General features: G+C 63.6%; 13 protein-coding genes and 1 pseudogene. 4 read left to right on the top strand and 10 right to left on the bottom strand.

The features are described from left to right. Nucleotides 1-134: 134 nt before the first annotated feature. Complete coding sequence (locus FQ705_RS14145) at nt 135-1,865, top strand: FAD-dependent oxidoreductase (protein WP_144141920.1); 1,731 nt, start codon at nt 135-137, stop codon at nt 1,863-1,865. Then, nucleotides 1,862-2,068, top strand: a complete 207-nt coding sequence (locus FQ705_RS14140; RefSeq protein ID WP_144141917.1) for a hypothetical protein — start codon at nt 1,862-1,864, stop codon at nt 2,066-2,068. Before FQ705_RS14145 ends, FQ705_RS14140 begins: the two co-directional genes overlap by 4 nt. 72 nt (nt 2,069-2,140) lie before the next feature. Here the strand turns inward: FQ705_RS14140 and FQ705_RS14135 are convergent, their stop codons facing one another. The 3 genes from FQ705_RS14135 to FQ705_RS14125 form a co-directional block, all read right to left on the bottom strand. After that, a complete protein-coding gene (locus tag FQ705_RS14135; protein WP_144141914.1) occupies nt 2,141-3,124 on the bottom strand; it encodes a 2-dehydropantoate 2-reductase in 984 nt (327 codons plus the stop codon). Nucleotides 3,125-3,188: 64 nt separating this feature from the next. Then, nucleotides 3,189-3,980, bottom strand: a complete 792-nt coding sequence (locus FQ705_RS14130; protein ID WP_144141912.1) for a class II aldolase/adducin family protein — start codon at nt 3,978-3,980, stop codon at nt 3,189-3,191. Nucleotides 3,981-4,025: 45 nt separating this feature from the next. Continuing rightward, nucleotides 4,026-5,225, bottom strand: a complete 1,200-nt coding sequence (locus tag FQ705_RS14125; protein WP_144141909.1) for an aromatic amino acid transaminase — start codon at nt 5,223-5,225, stop codon at nt 4,026-4,028. A gap of 198 nt (nt 5,226-5,423) precedes the next feature. On the opposite strand from FQ705_RS14125, the gene FQ705_RS14120 reads away from it, so the two are divergent. After that, nucleotides 5,424-6,365, top strand: coding sequence for a LysR family transcriptional regulator (locus FQ705_RS14120; RefSeq protein WP_144141907.1), 942 nt, complete (start codon nt 5,424-5,426; stop codon nt 6,363-6,365). Nucleotides 6,366-6,377: 12 nt separating this feature from the next. Here FQ705_RS14120 and FQ705_RS14115 read toward each other — a convergent pair whose 3' ends face one another. The 5 genes from FQ705_RS14115 to FQ705_RS14095 form a co-directional block, all read right to left on the bottom strand. Next, a complete protein-coding gene (locus FQ705_RS14115) occupies nt 6,378-7,196 on the bottom strand; it encodes a helix-turn-helix transcriptional regulator (protein ID WP_144141904.1) in 819 nt (272 codons plus the stop codon). 70 nt (nt 7,197-7,266) lie between these two features. Then, entirely contained in the window at nt 7,267-8,394 is a 1,128-nt protein-coding gene (locus FQ705_RS14110) for a hybrid sensor histidine kinase/response regulator (RefSeq protein ID WP_144141901.1), read from the bottom strand. A gap of 9 nt (nt 8,395-8,403) precedes the next feature. After that, entirely contained in the window at nt 8,404-9,030 is a 627-nt protein-coding gene (locus tag FQ705_RS14105) for a chemotaxis protein CheB (protein ID WP_144141898.1), read from the bottom strand. Between the two features lie 9 nt (nt 9,031-9,039). Then, nucleotides 9,040-9,885, bottom strand: a complete 846-nt coding sequence (locus tag FQ705_RS14100; protein ID WP_144141896.1) for a CheR family methyltransferase — start codon at nt 9,883-9,885, stop codon at nt 9,040-9,042. Between the two features lie 48 nt (nt 9,886-9,933). Continuing rightward, entirely contained in the window at nt 9,934-13,518 is a 3,585-nt protein-coding gene (locus FQ705_RS14095) for a response regulator (protein ID WP_144141893.1), read from the bottom strand. Nucleotides 13,519-13,776: 258 nt separating this feature from the next. Between FQ705_RS14095 and treA the strand changes: the two genes are divergently transcribed. Continuing rightward, nucleotides 13,777-15,588 (top strand): alpha,alpha-trehalase TreA, encoded by a 1,812-nt coding sequence (treA, locus tag FQ705_RS14090; RefSeq protein WP_144141890.1) that lies wholly within the window; start codon nt 13,777-13,779, stop codon nt 15,586-15,588. A 34-nt stretch (nt 15,589-15,622) separates the two neighbouring features. On the opposite strand, the pseudogene katE reads toward treA, so the two are convergent. Both katE and FQ705_RS14080 read right to left on the bottom strand, forming a co-directional pair. Next, a pseudogene (gene katE / locus FQ705_RS14085) lies at nt 15,623-17,776 on the bottom strand (catalase HPII); the annotation flags it as partial. Between the two features lie 124 nt (nt 17,777-17,900). Next, complete coding sequence (locus tag FQ705_RS14080) at nt 17,901-18,797, bottom strand: MipA/OmpV family protein (RefSeq protein ID WP_144141884.1); 897 nt, start codon at nt 18,795-18,797, stop codon at nt 17,901-17,903. Between the last annotated feature and the right edge of the window lie 166 nt (nt 18,798-18,963).

Genomic DNA, 18,963 nt, shown 5'->3' with positions numbered 1-18,963 from the left:
CCGCAGCCTGTACCCAAAATGAGGACAGCGCTGCCTATCCTCTCCTGCATACTGCGCCATCACCTTGCACCGCCTTCGAAGAGCTGGACAGCCGCGGCGGGCAAGGTCCGGTATCGCAGATCCAGGAGACGCGCATGAGCCGTAGCTTCAAACCCTATCCGTTCTCACCTCGACAATACGTGGGCGCCGCGCCGTCGCTCATCGACGGCCGCGACCCCGTGCGACGCGCCGTGGCGATCGTCGGCGGCGGACCCGTAGGCATGACCGCCGCGCTTGCGCTGGCCCGCCAGGGTGTGCCTTCGGTGCTGATCGAAGCCGACGACGGCGTCTGTACCGGCAGCCGCGCGATCTGCATTTCACGGCGCAGCCTGGAGATTTTCAAACGCCTTGGCGTCGTCGGCGGTTTTCTGGAAAAAGGCTTGCCGTGGACCGGCGGCCGCAGCTTCTACCGCGATACCGAAGTGTTCCGCTTCGCGATGCATCAGGACGACGAGCAGTCGCTGCCGCCGATGATCAACATCGCGCAATACCAGATCGAACAGCTGTTGCTCGACGAGGTGGAGCGTCACGCCGATCTGATCGGGATCCGCTGGCAAACGCGCGTGACGGGCATCGAGCCGCATGCGGGCAGCAAGGGCGCCACGCTCGCCCTTACGACGGGCGAGACGCACTGGCACATGGACGCCGACTGGGTGGTAGCGTGCGACGGCGGCCGCAGCACGATTCGCGAAGCGCTCGGTTTGAAGCTGACGGGTACCACGTACGAGGGCCGCTACGTGATCGTCGATATCGACCTGCAGAGCGAACGCGCGACCGAGCGTCTCGCCTATTTCGATCCGCCATCCAATCCCGGCTCGACAGTGCTGGTGCACAAGCAGCCTGATAACGTCTGGCGCATCGACTACCAGTTGCGCGACGACGAAGACCCCGAGGCCGCCGTGAAGCCGGAAAACGTGATGCCGCGCGTGCAGAGCGTGCTCGACGCGATGGGCGAAACCGGCGCGTGGTCGCCGATCTGGATCACCGTCTACAAGGCCAATGCCTTGACGCTCGAACGCTATCGTCACGGCCCGGTGCTGTTTGCGGGCGACGCCGCGCATCTCGTGCCGATTTTTGGGGTGCGCGGCGCCAACTCGGGTATCGACGATGCCGACAATCTCGGCTGGAAGCTGGGCTGCGTGGTCAACGGCATCGCGTCGCCGGCGTTGCTCGACAGTTATAGCGACGAGCGCGTGTTCGCGGCGCGCGAGAATCTGCGCTATGGCATGAAGAGCACGGAATTCATGGCGCCGCCTTCGTTCGCCTTCGATCTGATGCGCCAGGCCGTACTCGGATTGGCCGAGCATCACGCGGCCGTGCGGCCCCTGATCAATCCGCGGCAAACCCATGCAATTGCATACGTCGACTCGCCACTCAACCAGACGGTGGCGGATGCCTTCAGCCGTGGCCCGGCGCCCGGCACGGTGCTACCGGAATGCCGCCTCGAGCGTCTGGACGACGGCGTGGGCGTCGATATTCACCTCACCGACTTACTGGAGCCCTGCTTCACCGCGTTGCGTTTTGGCGCAGATGAAGCGCAAATCGCGCATGACAGCACATGGCGGCAGATGCAAACCAGCTTGAGCGAACAAGGTATTCCGTTCAAGGTGCTCACACTGGTCAAAAGCAACGAGCCGCATGCGGCAGGTCCGCAGATAATCGATCCTGCAGGCCACCTTCACGACATGCTCGACGCCACGCCCGGCACCGTCTATCTGATGCGCCCCGATGGCCATGTCCTCGCGCGCTGGCGCGACGGCAGCGCGATGCTCGCGCAACGTGCCCTGAGCGCCGCCCTGACGATCCGAACGGAGACGACACCATGAACGATAGCGATCTCGACCTCGTCTACACGACGTTGTGCCGAACCCTCACCACCGAAGGCGAAGCGCAAGCGCCGCTCTACCTCGCGCGCCTCGCGCTGCTGTGCATGACGGAACTCGGCGACGCGCACCGGGCGCTGTCGCTGATCGAAGCAGCGCGGCTGCCGACGGGGTCCGCGCTGACTGCATCGGACGCGGAAAACTGACGTGAAAAAGCCGCCGCGCCTGTGAATGCGCGACGGCTTTTGGGCATCATTCACTCAGCCAGCCAGCCAGAATCACTGCTTCGGATACAGTCCCAACGTGCTCGCATGCAAACGCGCCAGACCGAGCAACGCATCCGTATTCGGCGTCGGCACACGGGTCAGTTGTCCGAGCTCGCGCACCGCGGCGACCAGCGCATCGAGTTCGACTGCCTTGCCCGCCTGCACGTCCTGCAACATGGAGGTTTTCATCGCGCCGAGCTTGAGCGTGACTTCGTGGCGGTCTTCGGGCTGCTGCGCAATGGGAATGCCGAAACGTGCGCCGATTTCCTTCGCCTCCAGCATGATGCTCGTGACGAAGTTGCGAACCAGTTCGTCGCTGAGAATCCGGTCGGTGGTCGCGCCGGTGATGGCGCTGATCGGATTCATCGTCATGTTGCCCCACAGCTTGTACCAGACGTCGCGCTGAATCTGCTCCGACATCGTGGCATTGAATCCGGCTGCCGCAAGCGTGGCAGTGAGCGCGGCGACGCGTTCGCTCGCCTGCCCCGTTGCCTCGCCGATAATCAGCCCATTGCCCTGATGATGCCGGATCACACCCGGCGCTTCGACGAGACAACTGGCATGCACCACGCAACCCACGGTCTGCGCCGTGGGAATCGCGGCGGCGATCACGCCCTCGGGATCGATCGACTTGAGACGCTTGCCGGCGAACTCCTCGCCGAGCCCGTCGCAGAACCACCACGGCACGCCGTTCATCGCCGTCAGCACGAGCGTCTGCGGACCCAGCAGCGGCGCGATCTGCGCGGCCACCGACGCCATCGCCGGCCCCTTCACCGCAACCACCACGAGGTCCTGCACGCCGAGTTCGGCGGGACTCGCGCTGGCCTTCACCTGAACCGGGTGCGTCACGCCCGTTTCGATCAGACGCAGGCCGTGTTCCTGCAGCGCTTCGAGCGTCGCGCCACGCGCCACCACGCTGACTCCATGCCCCGCCTGGGCGAGCTTGACGCCCATCCAGCCGCCGATTGCGCCCGCTCCGTAAATTGCTACTTTCATTGCCTGAATCCTTGCGTTAATTCTCGCGTTAATCGTGGCTTCTGTCTTTGCATCAGCCTTCGCGTCAGTCTTTGTAGCTCGGGTCGATGCGATCCACCCGCCGCACCAGCGCATCGAACACATCCTGTCCGCCGCCATGACGCGGATCGAACTGCAAGGCGTCGCGCGAACAACGAATCGCGACGTCCTCGGGAACCGGGCGCGCACGGCCCATCGAAAAGGTCGCCATCTGGATTTCGCAGGCGCGATTGAGCGTCCACAGCATCGCGAAAGTCAGCGGCAAGGTATGGCCCCAGGCAAGCAGCCCATGATTGCGCAAGATCACCGCCTGCCTATTGCCGATATGTTCGAGCAAACGCGGCCCTTCATCCGCATGGATCGTGATGCCTTCGAAATCGTGATACGCGACCCGGTCATGTAACTGCGCGCTGTAAAAATTGGTTTGCTCCAGCCCGTTTTCGAGGCAAGCCACCGCGACGCCCGCCGTGGTGTGCGTGTGCATCACGCAGTGCGCGTCGGGCAAGCCTTCGTGAATCGCCGCATGCACGACGAAGCCCGCCGGATTCACCGGATACGGCGAGTGATCGAGTATGCGTCCTTGCGCGTCGATTTTCACGAGGTTGCTCGCGGTCACTTCGCTATAGTGCAGGCCGAATGGATTGATCAGAAATTGCCGCTCGCCGCCGCTGACGGCGGGCGGCACGCGCAACGTGATGTGGTTGTAGATCATCTCGGTCCAGCCGAGCATATCGAAGATCCGATAGCAGGCCGCCAGTTGCACGCGCGCCTGCCATTCGTCGGCATGCATCGACCCGGTCGTCGGCGCGCTCCCAGCTTGCATTTCAAGGGTAGTCATCACGGTCTCCAATAGTTTTGTTCGACAGCCGCGCGAATGCGGTGCTCAGGCGCCCGACACCACGGCTGCGATCGCCGAGGCAACGTACCCGGCATTGCGTGCGTTCAGACCCGCCACGCACATGCGCCCCGAACGCAGCACATACACCGCGTGGTCGCTGCGCAGGCGCTCGACCTGCGCCTCGCTCAATCCCGTATAGGTGAACATGCCACGTTGCGCGACGTAACGTGCGCGCATCACTTCATCGACCCGGCCGGCCAGCCCGCCATGAATCGTGCCGCGCATCGCGAGAATCCGCTCGCGCATGGTGGCGAGTTCCGCCTCCCAGGACGCGCGCAGCGTTGCATTGGCCAGCACGTTGGCCACGAGGCGCGCGCCGTGCGTCGGCGGATTGCTGTAGTTGGCGCGCACCGTCGACATCAACTGACCGAGCACGCGGCCCGCCTCCTCCGACGTGCGGCACACCACGCTCAACGCGCCGCAACGCTCGCCGTACAACGAAAAATTCTTCGAGAACGAATTGGCCGCGATCAGCGGCACGCCTGCGTCGGCCAGCAGACGCACGCAGGCCGCGTCTTCTTCGAGGCCTGCGCCGAAACCCTGATAGGCCATATCGACAAACGCGATCAGCTTGCGGCGTTGCAGGACCGGCACCAGTTCCGTCCATTGCGCCGGACTCAGATCGACGCCGGTCGGGTTATGGCAGCACGCGTGTAGCAGCACGACACTCTTTTCCGGCAAGCGGCCGATGGTCTCGATCATGTCGGCGAAACGCAAGCCACCGGTGAGTTCATCGTAATACGGATAGGTGTTGACCGTGAGACCCGCGCCTTCGAACACGACCCGATGGTTTTCCCAGCTCGGATCGCTGATCCACATCTGCGATCCGGGAAAATAGCGCTTCAGAAAATCGGCGCCCACTTTCAGCGCGCCCGAGCCGCCGATGGTTTGCAGGGTCGCAATGCGCCCGGCGGCGCGCGCCTCGTGGTCCGCGCCGAATACCAGCGCCTGTGCCATGTCGCGATAGAGCGGCAAGCCGGCCATCGGCAGATAGGAACGCGGACCGATCGAGTCGAGCAAAGCGGTCTCCGCGCGGCGCACGGCGTCCATCACGGGCAGCTTGCCGGCGTCGTCGAAATAGATGCCGATGCTCAGATTCACCTTGTTCGGCCGGGGATCGAGCTGGAAATCCTCGTTCAGGCTCAGGATCGGATCGCCCGGATAGGCGGGAATGTGGTCGAACATGGCAATTCCTCGAATGCGGCCTGAAGGCCTGATGATGGCGTGTGGCGGGCATCGGTGTGGCCGACGCGGAACGGAAAGTCTAAGCGGCCTGGCGCGATGCGTCGATCAGGGCTGATTCGGATAAGTGTCGCCCGACATCGCGCCACGCACAATCAAGCGATTTTTCACGATTCGTTAGTTTTTCTTTAGAATCGATCCATGCCCCTCACACGCGTCACCATTCGCCAGTTCGAAGCGTTTCTCGCCATCGTCGATTTGCATAGCATCGGCGCGGCGGCAGCGCGGCTCGGGTTGACGTCGTCGGCGGTCAGCCAGTTGCTGGCCGAACTGGAAACGGAACTCGGCTTTCGCTTATTCGACCGGACCACGCGGCGCGTGAATCTGTCGAGCGCGGGGCAGGACTTTCTGTCATCGGCCGAATCGGTATTGCGCTATGTCCGTGCCGCCGCGCAATCGGCCGACGATATCCGCAATCGCGCCGCCGGTATCGTGCGGATCGGCGCGCCGCTGGTGCTGGCCGCCACCGCGCTGCCCGCCGCCATCGCCGCCTACGCGCGCGACAAGCCGAAGGTGGTCGTACGCATCGTCGACACCGTGGTGGAGCAACTGGTGGAGCGCGTGGAAAGCGGCGACGTCGATCTCGCCATCGGTCCCGACCGGCAAAGCGGCACACGGGTGCGCTGCGATCCGGCGTTCGTGAGTCCGTGGGTGATGTGGTGTGCGCCGACTCATCCGCTGAACACGCGGCGCCGCGTGCTGTGGCAGCATTTGCGCGAGGTGCCGATCGTCGCCACCGGCCGCGATCACGAACGCGCCGTAGCGCAGATGCTCGCCAACCTGCCGGAAGACGCCCGCATCGTGCCGGTGGACGTGGTGGACAACGTCACCACCGCCTTCGGCCTCGCCGCGCAAGGGCTGACGGTTACGCTCGCGCCCGCCTATGTCGCGCCGCTCGCGCGCACGTTCGGGCTCGTGATGAAGCGCATCGTCGACCCGGAGACCATTCGCGAGGTCTGCGTCTATCGCTCGACGGAACGCGCGCTCTCGCCGCCCGCCGATGGTTTCGCGGATTTCATCATGCCGTGGTTGAAGCAGTGGGACCGCGAGACGCAAGCCGGGGCGCGCACGAAACGTACGTGATTCGCGGCCGGATCAGGGTGGGTCGGGTTGCAGGCAGAGCGCGAACAGTTGCCGCTGGGTGGAGACCCCGAGCCGTGCGTACGCACGCTTCTGGTAGGTGACGACGCTGGCCGGCTTGACGCCCATCTGTGCGGCGATCTCGGCGGCGCTCGCGCCTTCCAGCGTGCCGCGCAACACATCGAGCTCACGCGGCGTGAGCGTCGGACAGACGCGCCGCGCGCGCGCCAGCATTGCCGCTGCCGCGCCCTCCTGATACTGCCCATTGAGCGCGTAGTGGCCTTTTGCTGCATGCGCGAATAACGGCGCGAGAGTTTCGATCCGCTCCAGTTCATGTGGCTGAAACACGCCGTAGGCGCTGTCGCGATACAGGTTGATCGCCAGCCAGACGCTGTCCATGGGTTGCACCAGCAAGGACAGCCTTTCGGACACGTTCGGCTGCGCGTAACAGGCGGCGCGGTAGGCTTCGTTCTCGATTTCGTCGACTTGCTGCCGGTGCAGAACCAGTGCGCCGCGCTCGGATCGGCTCCGCGATCGGCCGACGATCGCCCGATTGCCGTCGAGCGCATAGAACTGGCTGGCGTAACGATCGGCGACGTCGCGTAGAAACCGTCCGCCGCGATGATCGGCGGCGGACACCGTGCGCGGACGCGCGTCGAATTCATACGCGAAGATGGTGCACTGCGAAACCGGCACCGTCTCGCCGACGGTTTTTAGCATGCTGGCGGCCAGCGCGTCGGCATCGGCATGCGAGATCGACATGACGAGTTCGGCCGCGCGCGCGATGTCGATGTGCGCGCCTGAAGATGAAGTGGCGATGCGCCAGGAACGCATGATGAGGGTCGGTTACGCAACAAGATGCTGCGAAGCTTGGGTTCCGCCAAGCGTAGCACAGCGCAACCGCTTACTTGCGGGTAAACGACCCGCGCTGGAACGTCACCATTCTCGGCAGTTCGATGGTGAACACCGTGCCGGAGGCATCGTCGGAATTCACGCTGACACTGCCGCCGTGCATGCGCGCGATCTCCTGCACGATATGCAGACCGAGCCCCAGACCTTCACGCGAACGCGCGCTGCTGTTATTCGGCCCGAACGCCTTGAACAGATGCGGGAACACTTCCGGCGGGATCGTACCGAGATTGCCTACCTTCAGACGCACCGAGTCCACCGACTCGCCATCGACTTCGACGGCAATATCGCCGCCGGGCGCGCCATGGTGCAGCGCATTGCTGACCAGATTCGACACCGCCTGCCACACCAGATCCGTGTCCCACGCACCGGCCGTGTCGCCACGGCTTGCAAACACGATGCGCTTGCCGTTTTCACGCGACGTGAATTCGTCGATCACCGAGCGGCATAGCGTCGCCAGTTCGATCGAACGCGGCTGCAAGGGCAGACGGCCGCCCTGCAATCGCGCCAGATTGAGCAGTTGATCGACCATGCGCGCCATGCGCAGCGAACTGTTTTTCACGCGCCTGGCGACCGTCATTGATTGCTCGTCGGCGGCCGTGCGCATCAGGTATTCCGCCGACGCCAGCACGGCGCCGAGCGGCGTGCGCAGATCGTGGCTCAACACCGCCATCAACATCTCGTTGGCTTCGAGCATCTGGCGCGTCGTGACGAGTTGCGCGGCAAGCTGGCGTTTCTGCTGTTCGAGCTGCACGAACACATCCACCTTCGATTGCAGGATGCGCGGGTCGAACGGTTTGTAGAGAAAGTCGACCGCGCCCGCCTCGTAGCCACGGAAAGTGCGCGAGGCGTCCTGCGCCGTCGCGGTCAGGAAGATGATCGGCACATGCGAGGTGCGTGGGCTGCCGCGCATCAGCGCCGCGAGTTCGAAGCCGTTCATGCCGGGCATGTTGACGTCGAGAATCGCCAGCGCGACTTCGTGCTTGAGCAGCAGGTCGAGCGCGGCGGTGCCCGAGTCCGCCACCAGCACGGCGAGATCCGGCCGCGCCAGCAAGGCTTCGAGCGCCGTGATGTTGTGGACGATGTCGTCGACGATCAGGATGTTCACAGGTGAGTTCGTCATGGCATCGGGTCAGGAAAAGGCCGGCAAAGCGGCAAGCCGCCGGGCCATAGTTTCGGGAGTATAAATAGAGTCCGCCAGGCCGCGCTCAATCGCGGCACGCGGCATTTCGGGGGAGCCGGCCGTGTCCGGCGCCTGCACCCAGCTCGTGCCGCCCAACGCGCGCACATGCTTCAGACCTTGCACGCCGTCGTCGTTGGCGCCGGACAGCAGGATCGCCAGCAGACGCTGCCCATAAACCGCTGCCGCCGACTCGAACAGCACGTCGATCGAAGGCCGCGAAAAACGCACGGCGGCATCGGTCGACAAGGCCACGGTGTGATCCACTTCAACCAGCATGTGATAGCCCGGCGGGGCGACATGCACACGGCCCGGCAGGATCGGTTCGCCCGCATCCGGCTCCATCACCGGTAAGGCACAGCGGTGCGCCAATGCGTGAACCAGATAGCTCGGCGAATCCGGCGGCAAATGCGTGACGATCATCACGGGCTGGGCGAAATACACGGGCAGCGCGCCGAGCAATACGTTCAGCACTTCGATACCGCCCGCCGAGCCGCCGATCACGACGAGCTCGTAACCGCGCGCTGCTTCGGCGGGCGGATCGGTATCGACGGCTGGACTGGCCTTGGAGCGTGGCATGGGTGCGTGCTATCGCTTCTGGTAAATGCGTTCGCCGGGACGGAATTCGTCGAACGCTTCGTAGTGGCGCGAAAAACGCAAACTTTCCTTGCTGCCCAGGCCGAGAAAACCGCGCCGCACCAAGGCGTTTTCGAACAGACCGAGCGCACGATCCTGCAAGCCGCGATCGAAATAGATCAGCACGTTGCGGCACGACACCAGGTGCGCTTCGAGAAACACTTCGTCGGTGGAGAGGCTATGGTCGGCGAACACGACGCGGTCTTTCAGCGAGCCGGCAAAGCGCGCGCCGCCGTAGGCCGCATGATAGTAATCCGACAACGACCGTTTGCCGCCCGCGGCCAGGTAGTTCTGCGTAAAGCCCTGAATGCGGTCGAGCGCGTAAATACCCGATTCGGCACGCGCCAGCGCGTCCGGGTTGATGTCGGTCGCGTAGAACAGCGTGCGCTCGGTCAACCCTTCTTCGTCGAACAGAATCTTCAGCGACCACAACTCCTCGCCAGTGCTGCAGCCCGCCACCCATACCTTGATCGACGGATAGGTGCGCAAACGCGGCAAGACATGCTCACGCAACGCCAGAAAATACGCCGGATCGCGGAACATGTCGCTGACCTGCACCGTCAGGTACTGGAACAGCCGCGAAAACTCGTCGCCGCTGCGCATGATGCGGTCCTGCAACTGCGAGAGCGACTTCAGGCCGAACTCCTCCAGCGCCTGCGACAGGCGACGCCGCAGCGACGACATGGCGTAGTGCCGGAAGTCGTGCTGATACTTGAGGTAGATCGCCTCCAGCAGCAGCTTCAACTCGATGTCGAAATCGCTGATGCGTTGCGGCGCGTCGAATTCGGACTGACTCATACCATTTGACTCATGCGGACTGATCCATCATTCCTGTCACTGTCGTACCTAGCGTTGGCGCAGCCAGACGCGGCACAGCGCGACCAGCTTGTCCACGTCGATCGGCTTGGACACGTAGTCGTCCGCGCCGGCTTCGAGGCAGCGCGTGCGATCGTTGGCCATCGCCTTGGCGGTCAGCGCGATGATCGGCAAATGCGCGAAGCGCGGATTACGGCGAATCTCGCCCATCGCCGTCAAACCGTCCATCTCCGGCATCATGATATCCATCAGGATCAGATGCACGTCGGGGCCGTTCTCGAGCGCGTCGAGCGCTTCACGTCCGTTGCGCGCGATCTGCAGCTTCGCGCCGAGCGGCTCCAGCACATGTGAAAGTGCAAAGATATTGCGTACGTCGTCTTCCGCCAGCAGGATCGTGCGGCCCTCGAAGGCGTTGTCACGCTGACGCACCGTGCGCAGCATGCGCTGCTGTTCGGGTGCCAGCGACGACTCCACGCTATGCAGGAACAGCGTGACTTCGTCGAGCAGACGTTCGGGCGACTTCGCCCCCTTGATGATGATCGACTTCGAATAGCGGCGCAGGCGGTGCTCTTCCTCGTCGGAGAGCATGCGGCCCGTGTAGACGATCACCGGCAACGCGGCATGCGCGGTGTTCGCGGCCAGTCGTTCGAGCAGATCGTAGCCGGTGCCGTCGGGCAGCGCGAGATCGGTCACCACGCAGTCGAAGCTGAACTTCGACAGATACTCCAGTGCCTCCGCCAGCGTCGCCACTGCAACGATCTCCGTGTTCTCGCTTTGCAGCAGCGCGCGGATGCTTTCGCGCATCGGCGCATCGTCCTCGATTACCAGCACACGCTTGAGGCGTTGTTGCAGGCGCGCTTCGAGGCGGCGGATCGCGGCTTCCATCGTGCTGCGCGCGGTCGGCTTGAGCGTGTAGCCAATCGCGCCGAGATGCAGCGCCTTGTCGGCATGATCGGTGGCCGAGACGATATGAATCGGAATATGGCGCGTGAGCGGATCGTTCTTCAACCACTCCAGCACGGTCAGGCCGGAACGGTCCGGCAAACCGACGTCGAGCAGCACCGCCGCCGGACGCATGTCGCGCACCAGCGCGAGGCCGCTGGCGGCGTCGCTGGCGTGAACAAAATCGAAGTCGAGTTCGTGCGTGAGTTCGCGCAGGATCTCGGCGAACGAGTGATCGTCTTCCACGGCGACGATCAGGCGGCCGGGGCGGGTCCGGTTGTCACGATCGTCGGCGATCGGGCCGCGGGTGGCTTCCGGTGCGTTGCCGATGGTGAGGCCGTTCGCGGGAGTGATCACCGCCGTCTGATTGACGCCTGAAGGCGTGCGAACCAGTAGCGGCTCCGCTTTGGCGCCGAACGTCGCCGGCGCGGCGACCGGCGCATGTCCCGAAACGAAGCTTGATGCCGAAGCCGAAGCCGAAGCCGAAGCCGCAGCTTGCGCGCCCGGTGAGTTCGCCAGTGCGGCTTCGCCGTCGAGCGGCAGCCACAGTGTGAACACGCTGCCCTTGCCGACTTCGCTCGCCACCGTAATGCGTCCGCCCAGCAAACGCGAGAACTCGCGCGAAATCGACAGACCCAAACCGCTGCCGCCGTACTGACGGCTGGTCGAACCGTCGGCCTGCTGGAACGCTTCGAAGATCATTTCCAGCTTGTCGGCCGCGATACCGATGCCGGAATCGCGTACGTCGACGCGCAGCATATTGTCTTCAGCCGGCGCGACCGTCAGCGCCACCTCGCCATGTTCGGTGAACTTCACCGCGTTCGAGAGCAGGTTGCGCAACACCTGGGTGACGCGTTGACCGTCGGTGACAAAGGTATCCGGCGTGCCCGGCGAGCGGTTGAACGTGAGCTGCAAATGCCTGGCGCCGGCGAGCGGCTTGAACATTTCCTCGAGCGATTGCAGCGTCGCGTCGATCGAGACGGTTTCGAGTTCGACCGTGACCTGGCCGGCTTCGACCTTCGAGAGATCGAGAATGTCGTTGATCAGCACCAGCAGATCGCTGTTGGACGCGTGAATCGTTTCCGCGTAGCGCACCTGCTCGTCGCTCAGATTGCCGGTGCGATTCTGCTGCAACAGCTTCGCGAGAATCAGCGAACTGTTCAGCGGCGTGCGCAACTCGTGCGACATGTTGGCGAGAAACTCGGACTTGTAGCGGCTCGACTGTTCGAGACGCGCCGCGTTGGCGGCGAGATCGTCCTGCGCGCGCAGCAGGTCCGACTTCTGGCGCTCGAGACGCTGCGCGTACTCCTCGAGTTGCACGTTGGTCTGTTCGAGTTCGGCTTGCTGCGCTTCCAGTCGCGTTTGCGATTCCATCAGGGCACGGCCGCGCTCTTCGAGTCCTTCGTTGGAGACGCGCAATTCTTCCTGCTGCACCTGAAGCTCTTCGTTCAGTTGCTGGGTCTCGGCGAGCGCGTCCTGCAAGCGCTCGCGATACAAGGCTGCTTCGACGAAGTCGCCCATGCTGTTGCCGATCAGTTCGACGAAGTCCTCATCGCGCTTCGTCAACTCGCGCACGAAGCCCAGTTCGACCACACCATTGACCTCGCCGTCGTTTTCGATCGGCATGATCAGCAGATTGCGCGGCGCGCTCCTGCCGGTTGCCGAGACGACCTGCACGTAATCGGCCGGTACGTCACGCAAGACCAGCTTGCGCCGCGCGGCGGCCGCCTGCCCGATCAGCGTCTCGCCCTCTTCGAAATTGCGTGCCGCAGCCTGCTCGCTTTCGCGGCTGAACCCGTACGTGGCGATGCGACGCAGCGTGCCGTGCTGCCGGTCGCGCACGTAGAGCGCGGCAACCACTGCGTCCAGGTATTCGGCGAGGAAGTCGAGCATCGCGCGGCCGACCAGACCCGGGGTGGCCTGCCCGACGACCTTTTCGGCCAGCAGACGCTGCCCCGAGCGCAACCAGACTTGCCCTTGCAATAGCTCGGTCTGCTCGGCCTGCTGACGCAGCGCTTCATCGTAAGTGGACGACAGGCTCAATAATTCGCGGCGGCCCATCCATGCGAGCAGACCGCTCACACCGAGGCTGAACAGCAGGAATACGCTCACCAGGGTCGTGGTGACGCGGTGCGTGGCGTCGCTGCGCTCCTGGCGCAGGCGCAACTCGACGTCGAGAAAATCGCCGAACTGATCGCGCATGACGTCGAAATCGCTCTTGCTGACACCGCTCGTTACCGCGGCTTCGACATCCTGATGCTTGCGCCGCGCATCGATGAGGCTCTCGGCCGAGCGCGTCCAGCGCTCCTCGATTGCCTCGATGTCCTTGAGCTTCTCGACTTGCGGGGGATTGTCGGAGACCGCCTGTTGCAACGTCTGAATCTGCGATTTGAACTTGGGGCCGGCGGCTTCGTACGGCGTGAGAAATCGGTCGTCGCCGGTAATCAGGAAACCGCGCACCGCCGACTGACGGTCCACCGCGAGACGCAGCATTTCGTTGGCCTGGCCGATCACGCGTTCGGAGTGTTCGGCCCAGTTCATCGTCGAAACCAGATAGGCGATCAAGCCAAGGAACACGGCCATCGTCACCAGACCGACGCCTAAAGGCAGCGCAATGTTGCGGCGGATGATGCCGCGAAAACGATCTTGATCGACGGCCTGAGATGCGGTCATTTTTTCTGTCTTCGGCGTAGCGAATCGCGATGATTCGGAATATTTTTCGGGTTTTCCGCGTAGTGCCGGGCGGCGCGCGATAACCGGCGTAATCATACAGGATGGGTGCTGTTTTTGAGACCCAAACGACGGGTGGCAGGCTTGCTGGGCGGGGCTGTACACGATTCGCGCAACTTTGCGGGCGGTATGCGGGTCAATCGTGCGAAGAATGCAAACATCTCTCAACCGCCCATGCGTTTTATTCCGATCCGGTAGCCGATGACCTATCACGCCTCGACCGATTTACTCCGTCTTCCCTCGCGTGCCGCGCTGATTGCGGCGCTCGTCTGGCATGCATCGCTGGCGGGCGCCGCCACCGCGTCCGCCTCGCCCGCGCCGACGGCCGCCGCCGTGCAGGCCGCGCATATCGAGCCGCCGGGCCAGGCCTCGCCCGTGGTGCCCGTCCCGCCTTCCGAGCAGTACCCTGCGTTGTATCGCGACGTTCAACTCGCTCACCTGTATCCCGACAGCAAGACTTTCGCGGACATGGTGCCGCTCTCGGCGCCCGCGCAGATCGCGGCCGCTTACGACGTCGCCAGACAGCAGCCGAACTTCAGCCTCGCTGAGTTCGTGAAGCGCAATTTCACACTGCCGTCCCGCACGGCCAAGGCCTACGTCTCCGATCCGAATCAGGATGTAGTCGGCCATATCGATACGCTGTGGAACGTGCTGCGCCGCGCGCCGGATGCCAGCGCGAGCCCATGGTCGTCGCTGCTGCCTTTGCCGCATGCGTACATCGTGCCGGGCGACCGCTTCGACGAAATCTACTACTGGGATTCGTACTTCATCATGCTCGGTCTCGAAGAGAGCGGACAGCATGCGCTCGTGGTAGACGAACTGAAAAACTTCGCAACGTTGATCGATCGTTACGGGCATATTCCGAACGGCAATCGCACCTACTACCTGAGCCGTTCGCAACCGCCGTTCTTCGCGCAGATGGTGCGGCTCGTGGCCGAGAAAGACGGCGATGCCGTCTACGCGCAGTACCTGCCCGAATTGCAGCGCGAATACGCGTACTGGATGAAAGGCAGCGACGGTCTTCCCGCCGGTCAGGCGAGCCGCCACGTGGTGCGACTGGCGGACGGCACGCTGCTCAACCGCTATTGGGACGAACGCGCCACGCCGCGCGACGAGTCGTACCGTGAGGACGTGCTCACCGCGCAGCAGACACCGCAGCGCGACTCCGCCGATCTCTGGCGCAATCTGCGCGCAGGCGGCGAAACCGGCTGGGACTTCAGTTCGCGCTGGTTCGCCGACGGCAAGACACTCGCAACCGTCGACGTCACCTCGCTGGTGCCGGTCGATCTCAACTGCCTGCTGGTCGATCTGGAGCGCACCCTCGCGAAGGCCTACCGGGTACGCGGCGACGTCACGCATGCGGAAAACATGGAGCAGCACGCGGCCATGCGCGCCGACGCGATTCGGCGGGTGCTCTGGGACCCGCAGATGCAGGCGTTCGGCGACTACGATTTCGTGCATCGCACGTTGACGCACCGGCTGACTGCCGCGACGGTGTACCCGTTATATACCGGCGTAGCCAGCCGACAGCAGGCAAAGGCCGTAGCGACCACAGTGCAGCGCGAGTTGCTGCGCCCAGGCGGACTCGCCACCACCCAGGTCAATAGCGGTCAACAGTGGGATGAACCGAACGGCTGGGCACCGCTGCAATATCTGGCGGTGATCGGTTTGCGCCGCTACAGCGAAGCGGCTATTGCACAGAGCATCGCGACTCGCTGGATCAAAACCAACGTGTCCTATTACCAGCACACCGGCAAGCTCGTCGAGAAATACGATGTGGACGCGACCAGCACGGGTGTCTCCGCAGGCGGTGGAGAATATCCGCTGCAGGATGGCTTCGGCTGGACCAACGGCGTGCTGCGCGCGTTGCTGGTGCTGTATCCGCAGACCGTGCAGGCAACCCGTCCAAGCGATATTCCCGAAGGTCCGGCCGGCGTGTCGGCGGCGGCCGCATCCGCTGCGGCAGCGCCGAAGAATACGCACAGGTTACATGGCACGCGAGTGAATCCCTGAATACCTGATTCACTCGCGCACCACGTTCGCACGCTTATGCAGGCACCGACTCCGCCTGCGCGGCGCGCGACCACACGCGATGCTGCTGCGCCGTCTCGATGAACGTCTTGAGCACCTGGGCCAGTTGCTTGTCGTCGCCGGTGGCGACGCCGTCGGCATGGTCCGGCAACTGCGCCGCGGCAAGCACGTCGCGACCCGCGCCGAGCGCCGCAATCGCCTTCAGATGCTTGAACGCCTCGAGCACGAAGTGGCGCGCGTCGCCCGACTGCGCCAGCGTCTTCGCGCCCTTGTCGCCGCCCACCACGATCACGGCATCGAACATGATCGACGGCAAGCCCGCGATGGTGGCGTCCGGCGCCATGCCATCGATCGCGGCCAGGGTCGGGGCGATCAGCATGGGCGCCGCGCCCTCGCCTTGCAGGTCCTGCTGAAGCTTCTTGATCGTGGCGCCGTCCGATCCGGGCGCGGCCAGCAAGGCGATCTTGCAGGTCTTGATGCCGGGCTGCACGCGATTGAGCAGACTCAGCGCGGGCGATGCCTTGGGACCGACGAGCTTCGCCGTGCCTTTCTTCGGCGCCGGCAAACCCAGCCCTTCGGCGACCTGGGCCGCGAGCCCGGCATCGAAGTTGGCCAGAATTTCGTTGACGACGCGCGCGCGGATTTCCGGCTTCGTGACCTTGCCGAGTTCGAACTGATAAGCCGCCGCAATGTGATCCTTCTCGGGCTGCGACATGCTGTTGTAAAACAGCGCGGCCTGCGAGAAATGGTCGGCGAACGATTCGCTGCGCACGCGAATCTTGGTGCCGTCCACGCGTTCCTGATAAGTTTCGAAGCCGCCGTCGGCGGGTGCCGGATCGGTTTCCTTCGGCCAGCCGCCGCTCACCGAATTCGGCTCATACGAGGCCTGTCCGACGTTGATAGCCTGACGATGCATCGCATCGCGCTGATTGTTCACGAACGGCACCACCGGACGGTTGATTGGAATCTCGTGAAAATTCGGGCCGCCCAGACGGCTGATCTGCGTATCCGTGTACGAGAACAAACGCCCTTGCAACAGCGGGTCGTTTGAAAAATCGATGCCCGGCACGACGTGCCCCGGATGGAACGCCACCTGTTCGGTTTCAGCGAAGAAGTTGTCCGGGTTGCGATTGAGCGTCATCTTGCCGACGATCCTGACCGGCACCAACTCCTCGGGAATCAGCTTGGTCGGATCGAGCAGATCGAAGTCGAACTTGTGTTCGTCTTCTTCTTCGACGATCTGTACGCCCAGCTCGAACTCGGGAAAATCGCCGCGTTCGATCGCTTCCCACAGATCGCGTCGATGAAAATCGGCGTCCTTGCCAGCGAGTTTCTGCGCTTCGTCCCACAGCAACGAATACGAACCCAGCACCGGACGCCAGTGAAATTTGACGAAGCGTCCCTTGCCTTGCGCGTTGACGAAACGGAACGTGTGAATGCCGAAGCCTTCCATGGTGCGCAGGCTGCGCGGAATCGCGCGGTCGGACATGGTCCACAGCACCATGTGCGCCGATTCGGGCACGAGCGAAACGAAGTCCCAGAAGGTATCGTGCGCGGAACCGCCCGTGGGCATTTCATTCGGCGCTTCCGGTTTCACCGCATGCACGAAGTCCGGAAACTTGATGGCGTCCTGAATGAAAAATACCGGCATGTTGTTGCCGACCAGATCGTAATTGCCTTCCTGCGTGTAAAACTTCACAGCGAAGCCACGCACGTCGCGCACCGTATCGGCCGATCCACGCGGGCCCTGCACGGTGGAGAAACGCACATACACGGGCGTTTGCGCAGCGGGGTCCTGCAGGAACGCCGCCTTGGTGAGTTCGCTCATCGACTCGTAGACCTGGAACACGCCATGCGCCGCCGAACCGCGTGCATGTACGATGCGCTCGGGAATCCGTTCGTGGTCGAAGTGCGTGATCTTTTCACGCATGATGAAATCTTCGAGCAGCGACGGACCGCGCGGACCGGCGCGCAAGGTGTTCTGGTTGTCGGAGATCTTGACGCCCTGATTGGTCCTCAATGCCTCGCCTTCCGGCGAGATGCGAAACTGCTCGAGGTCTCTGGACTTTGCATCGTTCGCCGGCGCGTTCTTCGCTGCGGGCTTCGGCGTACTCGGTTTCTGCGTACTGGTTTTGCCTGCCATGGGAATCTGCTCCTTGCATTCGGGCGTGCCGGTGGGGAGATCCGGACTAACGCATCAAAGGCAGCAAGCAAGCGATGTACCCATGTCCGGCACGGCACACCTCGCGGCGCGCCGGCATCGCGCGCCGCGGGCTTCCTGCAGGCATCTTCGATCAGAAGCGGTAGTTGACGGAAATGTCGGCCACGCCAGTTGCCCGGGTGTGCGTAACGGGGCTATTGCCCGCGCCACCGACCAGTTGTTCGAAGGCGCCGTCGGCCGTGGCGAACCAGTGTTTGTTGAACAGCCACACGGCGCTGATACCGAAGCCCACCGACTTGAAGCCCGCGCTCGCGTGATATTGCGAATACTGCGAGTGCGCGGCCTGCGTCTGATTCACGCCGTACCAGCTATTCATATAGGTCGAGTCGGCCAGCGTCACGTTCGGGCCGGCGAACCAGAAGAACTGCTTGGTGCTGCCCGGCATCGGCATATAGGCGCCGAGGTCGCCGGTCCAGCCGTTCGAGCCGCCGAAATAGCGCCGCACGTCGGCGCGCAGCACGAGCGGAAAGTCTTTCGACACGACGTATTCGCCGGCCAGCTTGAGGCCGGGCGCGGCATTGATATTGCCCATGCCGTTCAATTCCTGGGCATCGTCGTGCGCGCGACGTCCGAGGTCGTAGACGACAGCGAGACTCGTGCGCCAGTTCTGCCCCTGCGCGAAATTGACGCCGGCGCCTTCGCCGCTCGATAAGAAGAACAGGTCCTTGTAGCGCACGTCGATGCTGGGACCGGCCATCAGGTGATAGCGATCCGAGCCTTCATAGCGCGGCTGGAACGATGTCGCCAGGCCAAGCCGGACCTGCCAGTCCGGAATATTGGGCTGCCACATCTTCTGCAGCGGAATACCCACCGAGTATTGCCACTCGCCCAGCGGCGAAGGCGTTTGCGCGAGCGCCGCGCCCGGCAGCGCGGCCGCGCCGCCGAAAGTCACGGCCAGGAGAGACGTCGCCGCGATGCCTGTTTGTTTATTGCGGAGCTTGCCGATCCGCTTTCTACGGCTGTTCAACACCAGAAGCCTCCAATCTCGCGTATCGCGAAGGGGTTATGTTCCCGGCCGGAATGTCGATGGCTCGACGAACCCGGCCGACCGCCGCATTGACACTTACGGCATGTAATTTTTTCAGCCAACGACACGCATTGCCCGGCAAAACGCGCCCTTGAACCGCTCGCCAGCC

This window comes from Paraburkholderia sp. BCC1884 (assembly GCF_900996225.1).
Classification (GTDB): Bacteria; Pseudomonadota; Gammaproteobacteria; order Burkholderiales; family Burkholderiaceae; genus Paraburkholderia.
Note: the sequence above shows the minus strand (reverse complement) of the source record. Positions and strands in the feature narration are given on the sequence as shown.

Coding starts and splice junctions, on each gene's coding strand:
- FQ705_RS14145 (WP_144141920.1), top strand. CDS start 135: ATGAGCCGTAGCTTCAAACCCTATCCGTTCTCACCTCGACAATACGTG.
- FQ705_RS14140 (WP_144141917.1), top strand. CDS start 1,862: ATGAACGATAGCGATCTCGACCTCGTCTACACGACGTTGTGCCGAACC.
- FQ705_RS14135 (WP_144141914.1), bottom strand. CDS start 3,124: ATGAAAGTAGCAATTTACGGAGCGGGCGCAATCGGCGGCTGGATGGGC.
- FQ705_RS14130 (WP_144141912.1), bottom strand. CDS start 3,980: ATGACTACCCTTGAAATGCAAGCTGGGAGCGCGCCGACGACCGGGTCG.
- FQ705_RS14125 (WP_144141909.1), bottom strand. CDS start 5,225: ATGTTCGACCACATTCCCGCCTATCCGGGCGATCCGATCCTGAGCCTG.
- FQ705_RS14120 (WP_144141907.1), top strand. CDS start 5,424: ATGCCCCTCACACGCGTCACCATTCGCCAGTTCGAAGCGTTTCTCGCC.
- FQ705_RS14115 (WP_144141904.1), bottom strand. CDS start 7,196: ATGCGTTCCTGGCGCATCGCCACTTCATCTTCAGGCGCGCACATCGAC.
- FQ705_RS14110 (WP_144141901.1), bottom strand. CDS start 8,394: ATGACGAACTCACCTGTGAACATCCTGATCGTCGACGACATCGTCCAC.
- FQ705_RS14105 (WP_144141898.1), bottom strand. CDS start 9,030: ATGCCACGCTCCAAGGCCAGTCCAGCCGTCGATACCGATCCGCCCGCC.
- FQ705_RS14100 (WP_144141896.1), bottom strand. CDS start 9,885: ATGAGTCAGTCCGAATTCGACGCGCCGCAACGCATCAGCGATTTCGAC.
- FQ705_RS14095 (WP_144141893.1), bottom strand. CDS start 13,518: ATGACCGCATCTCAGGCCGTCGATCAAGATCGTTTTCGCGGCATCATC.
- treA (WP_144141890.1), top strand. CDS start 13,777: ATGACCTATCACGCCTCGACCGATTTACTCCGTCTTCCCTCGCGTGCC.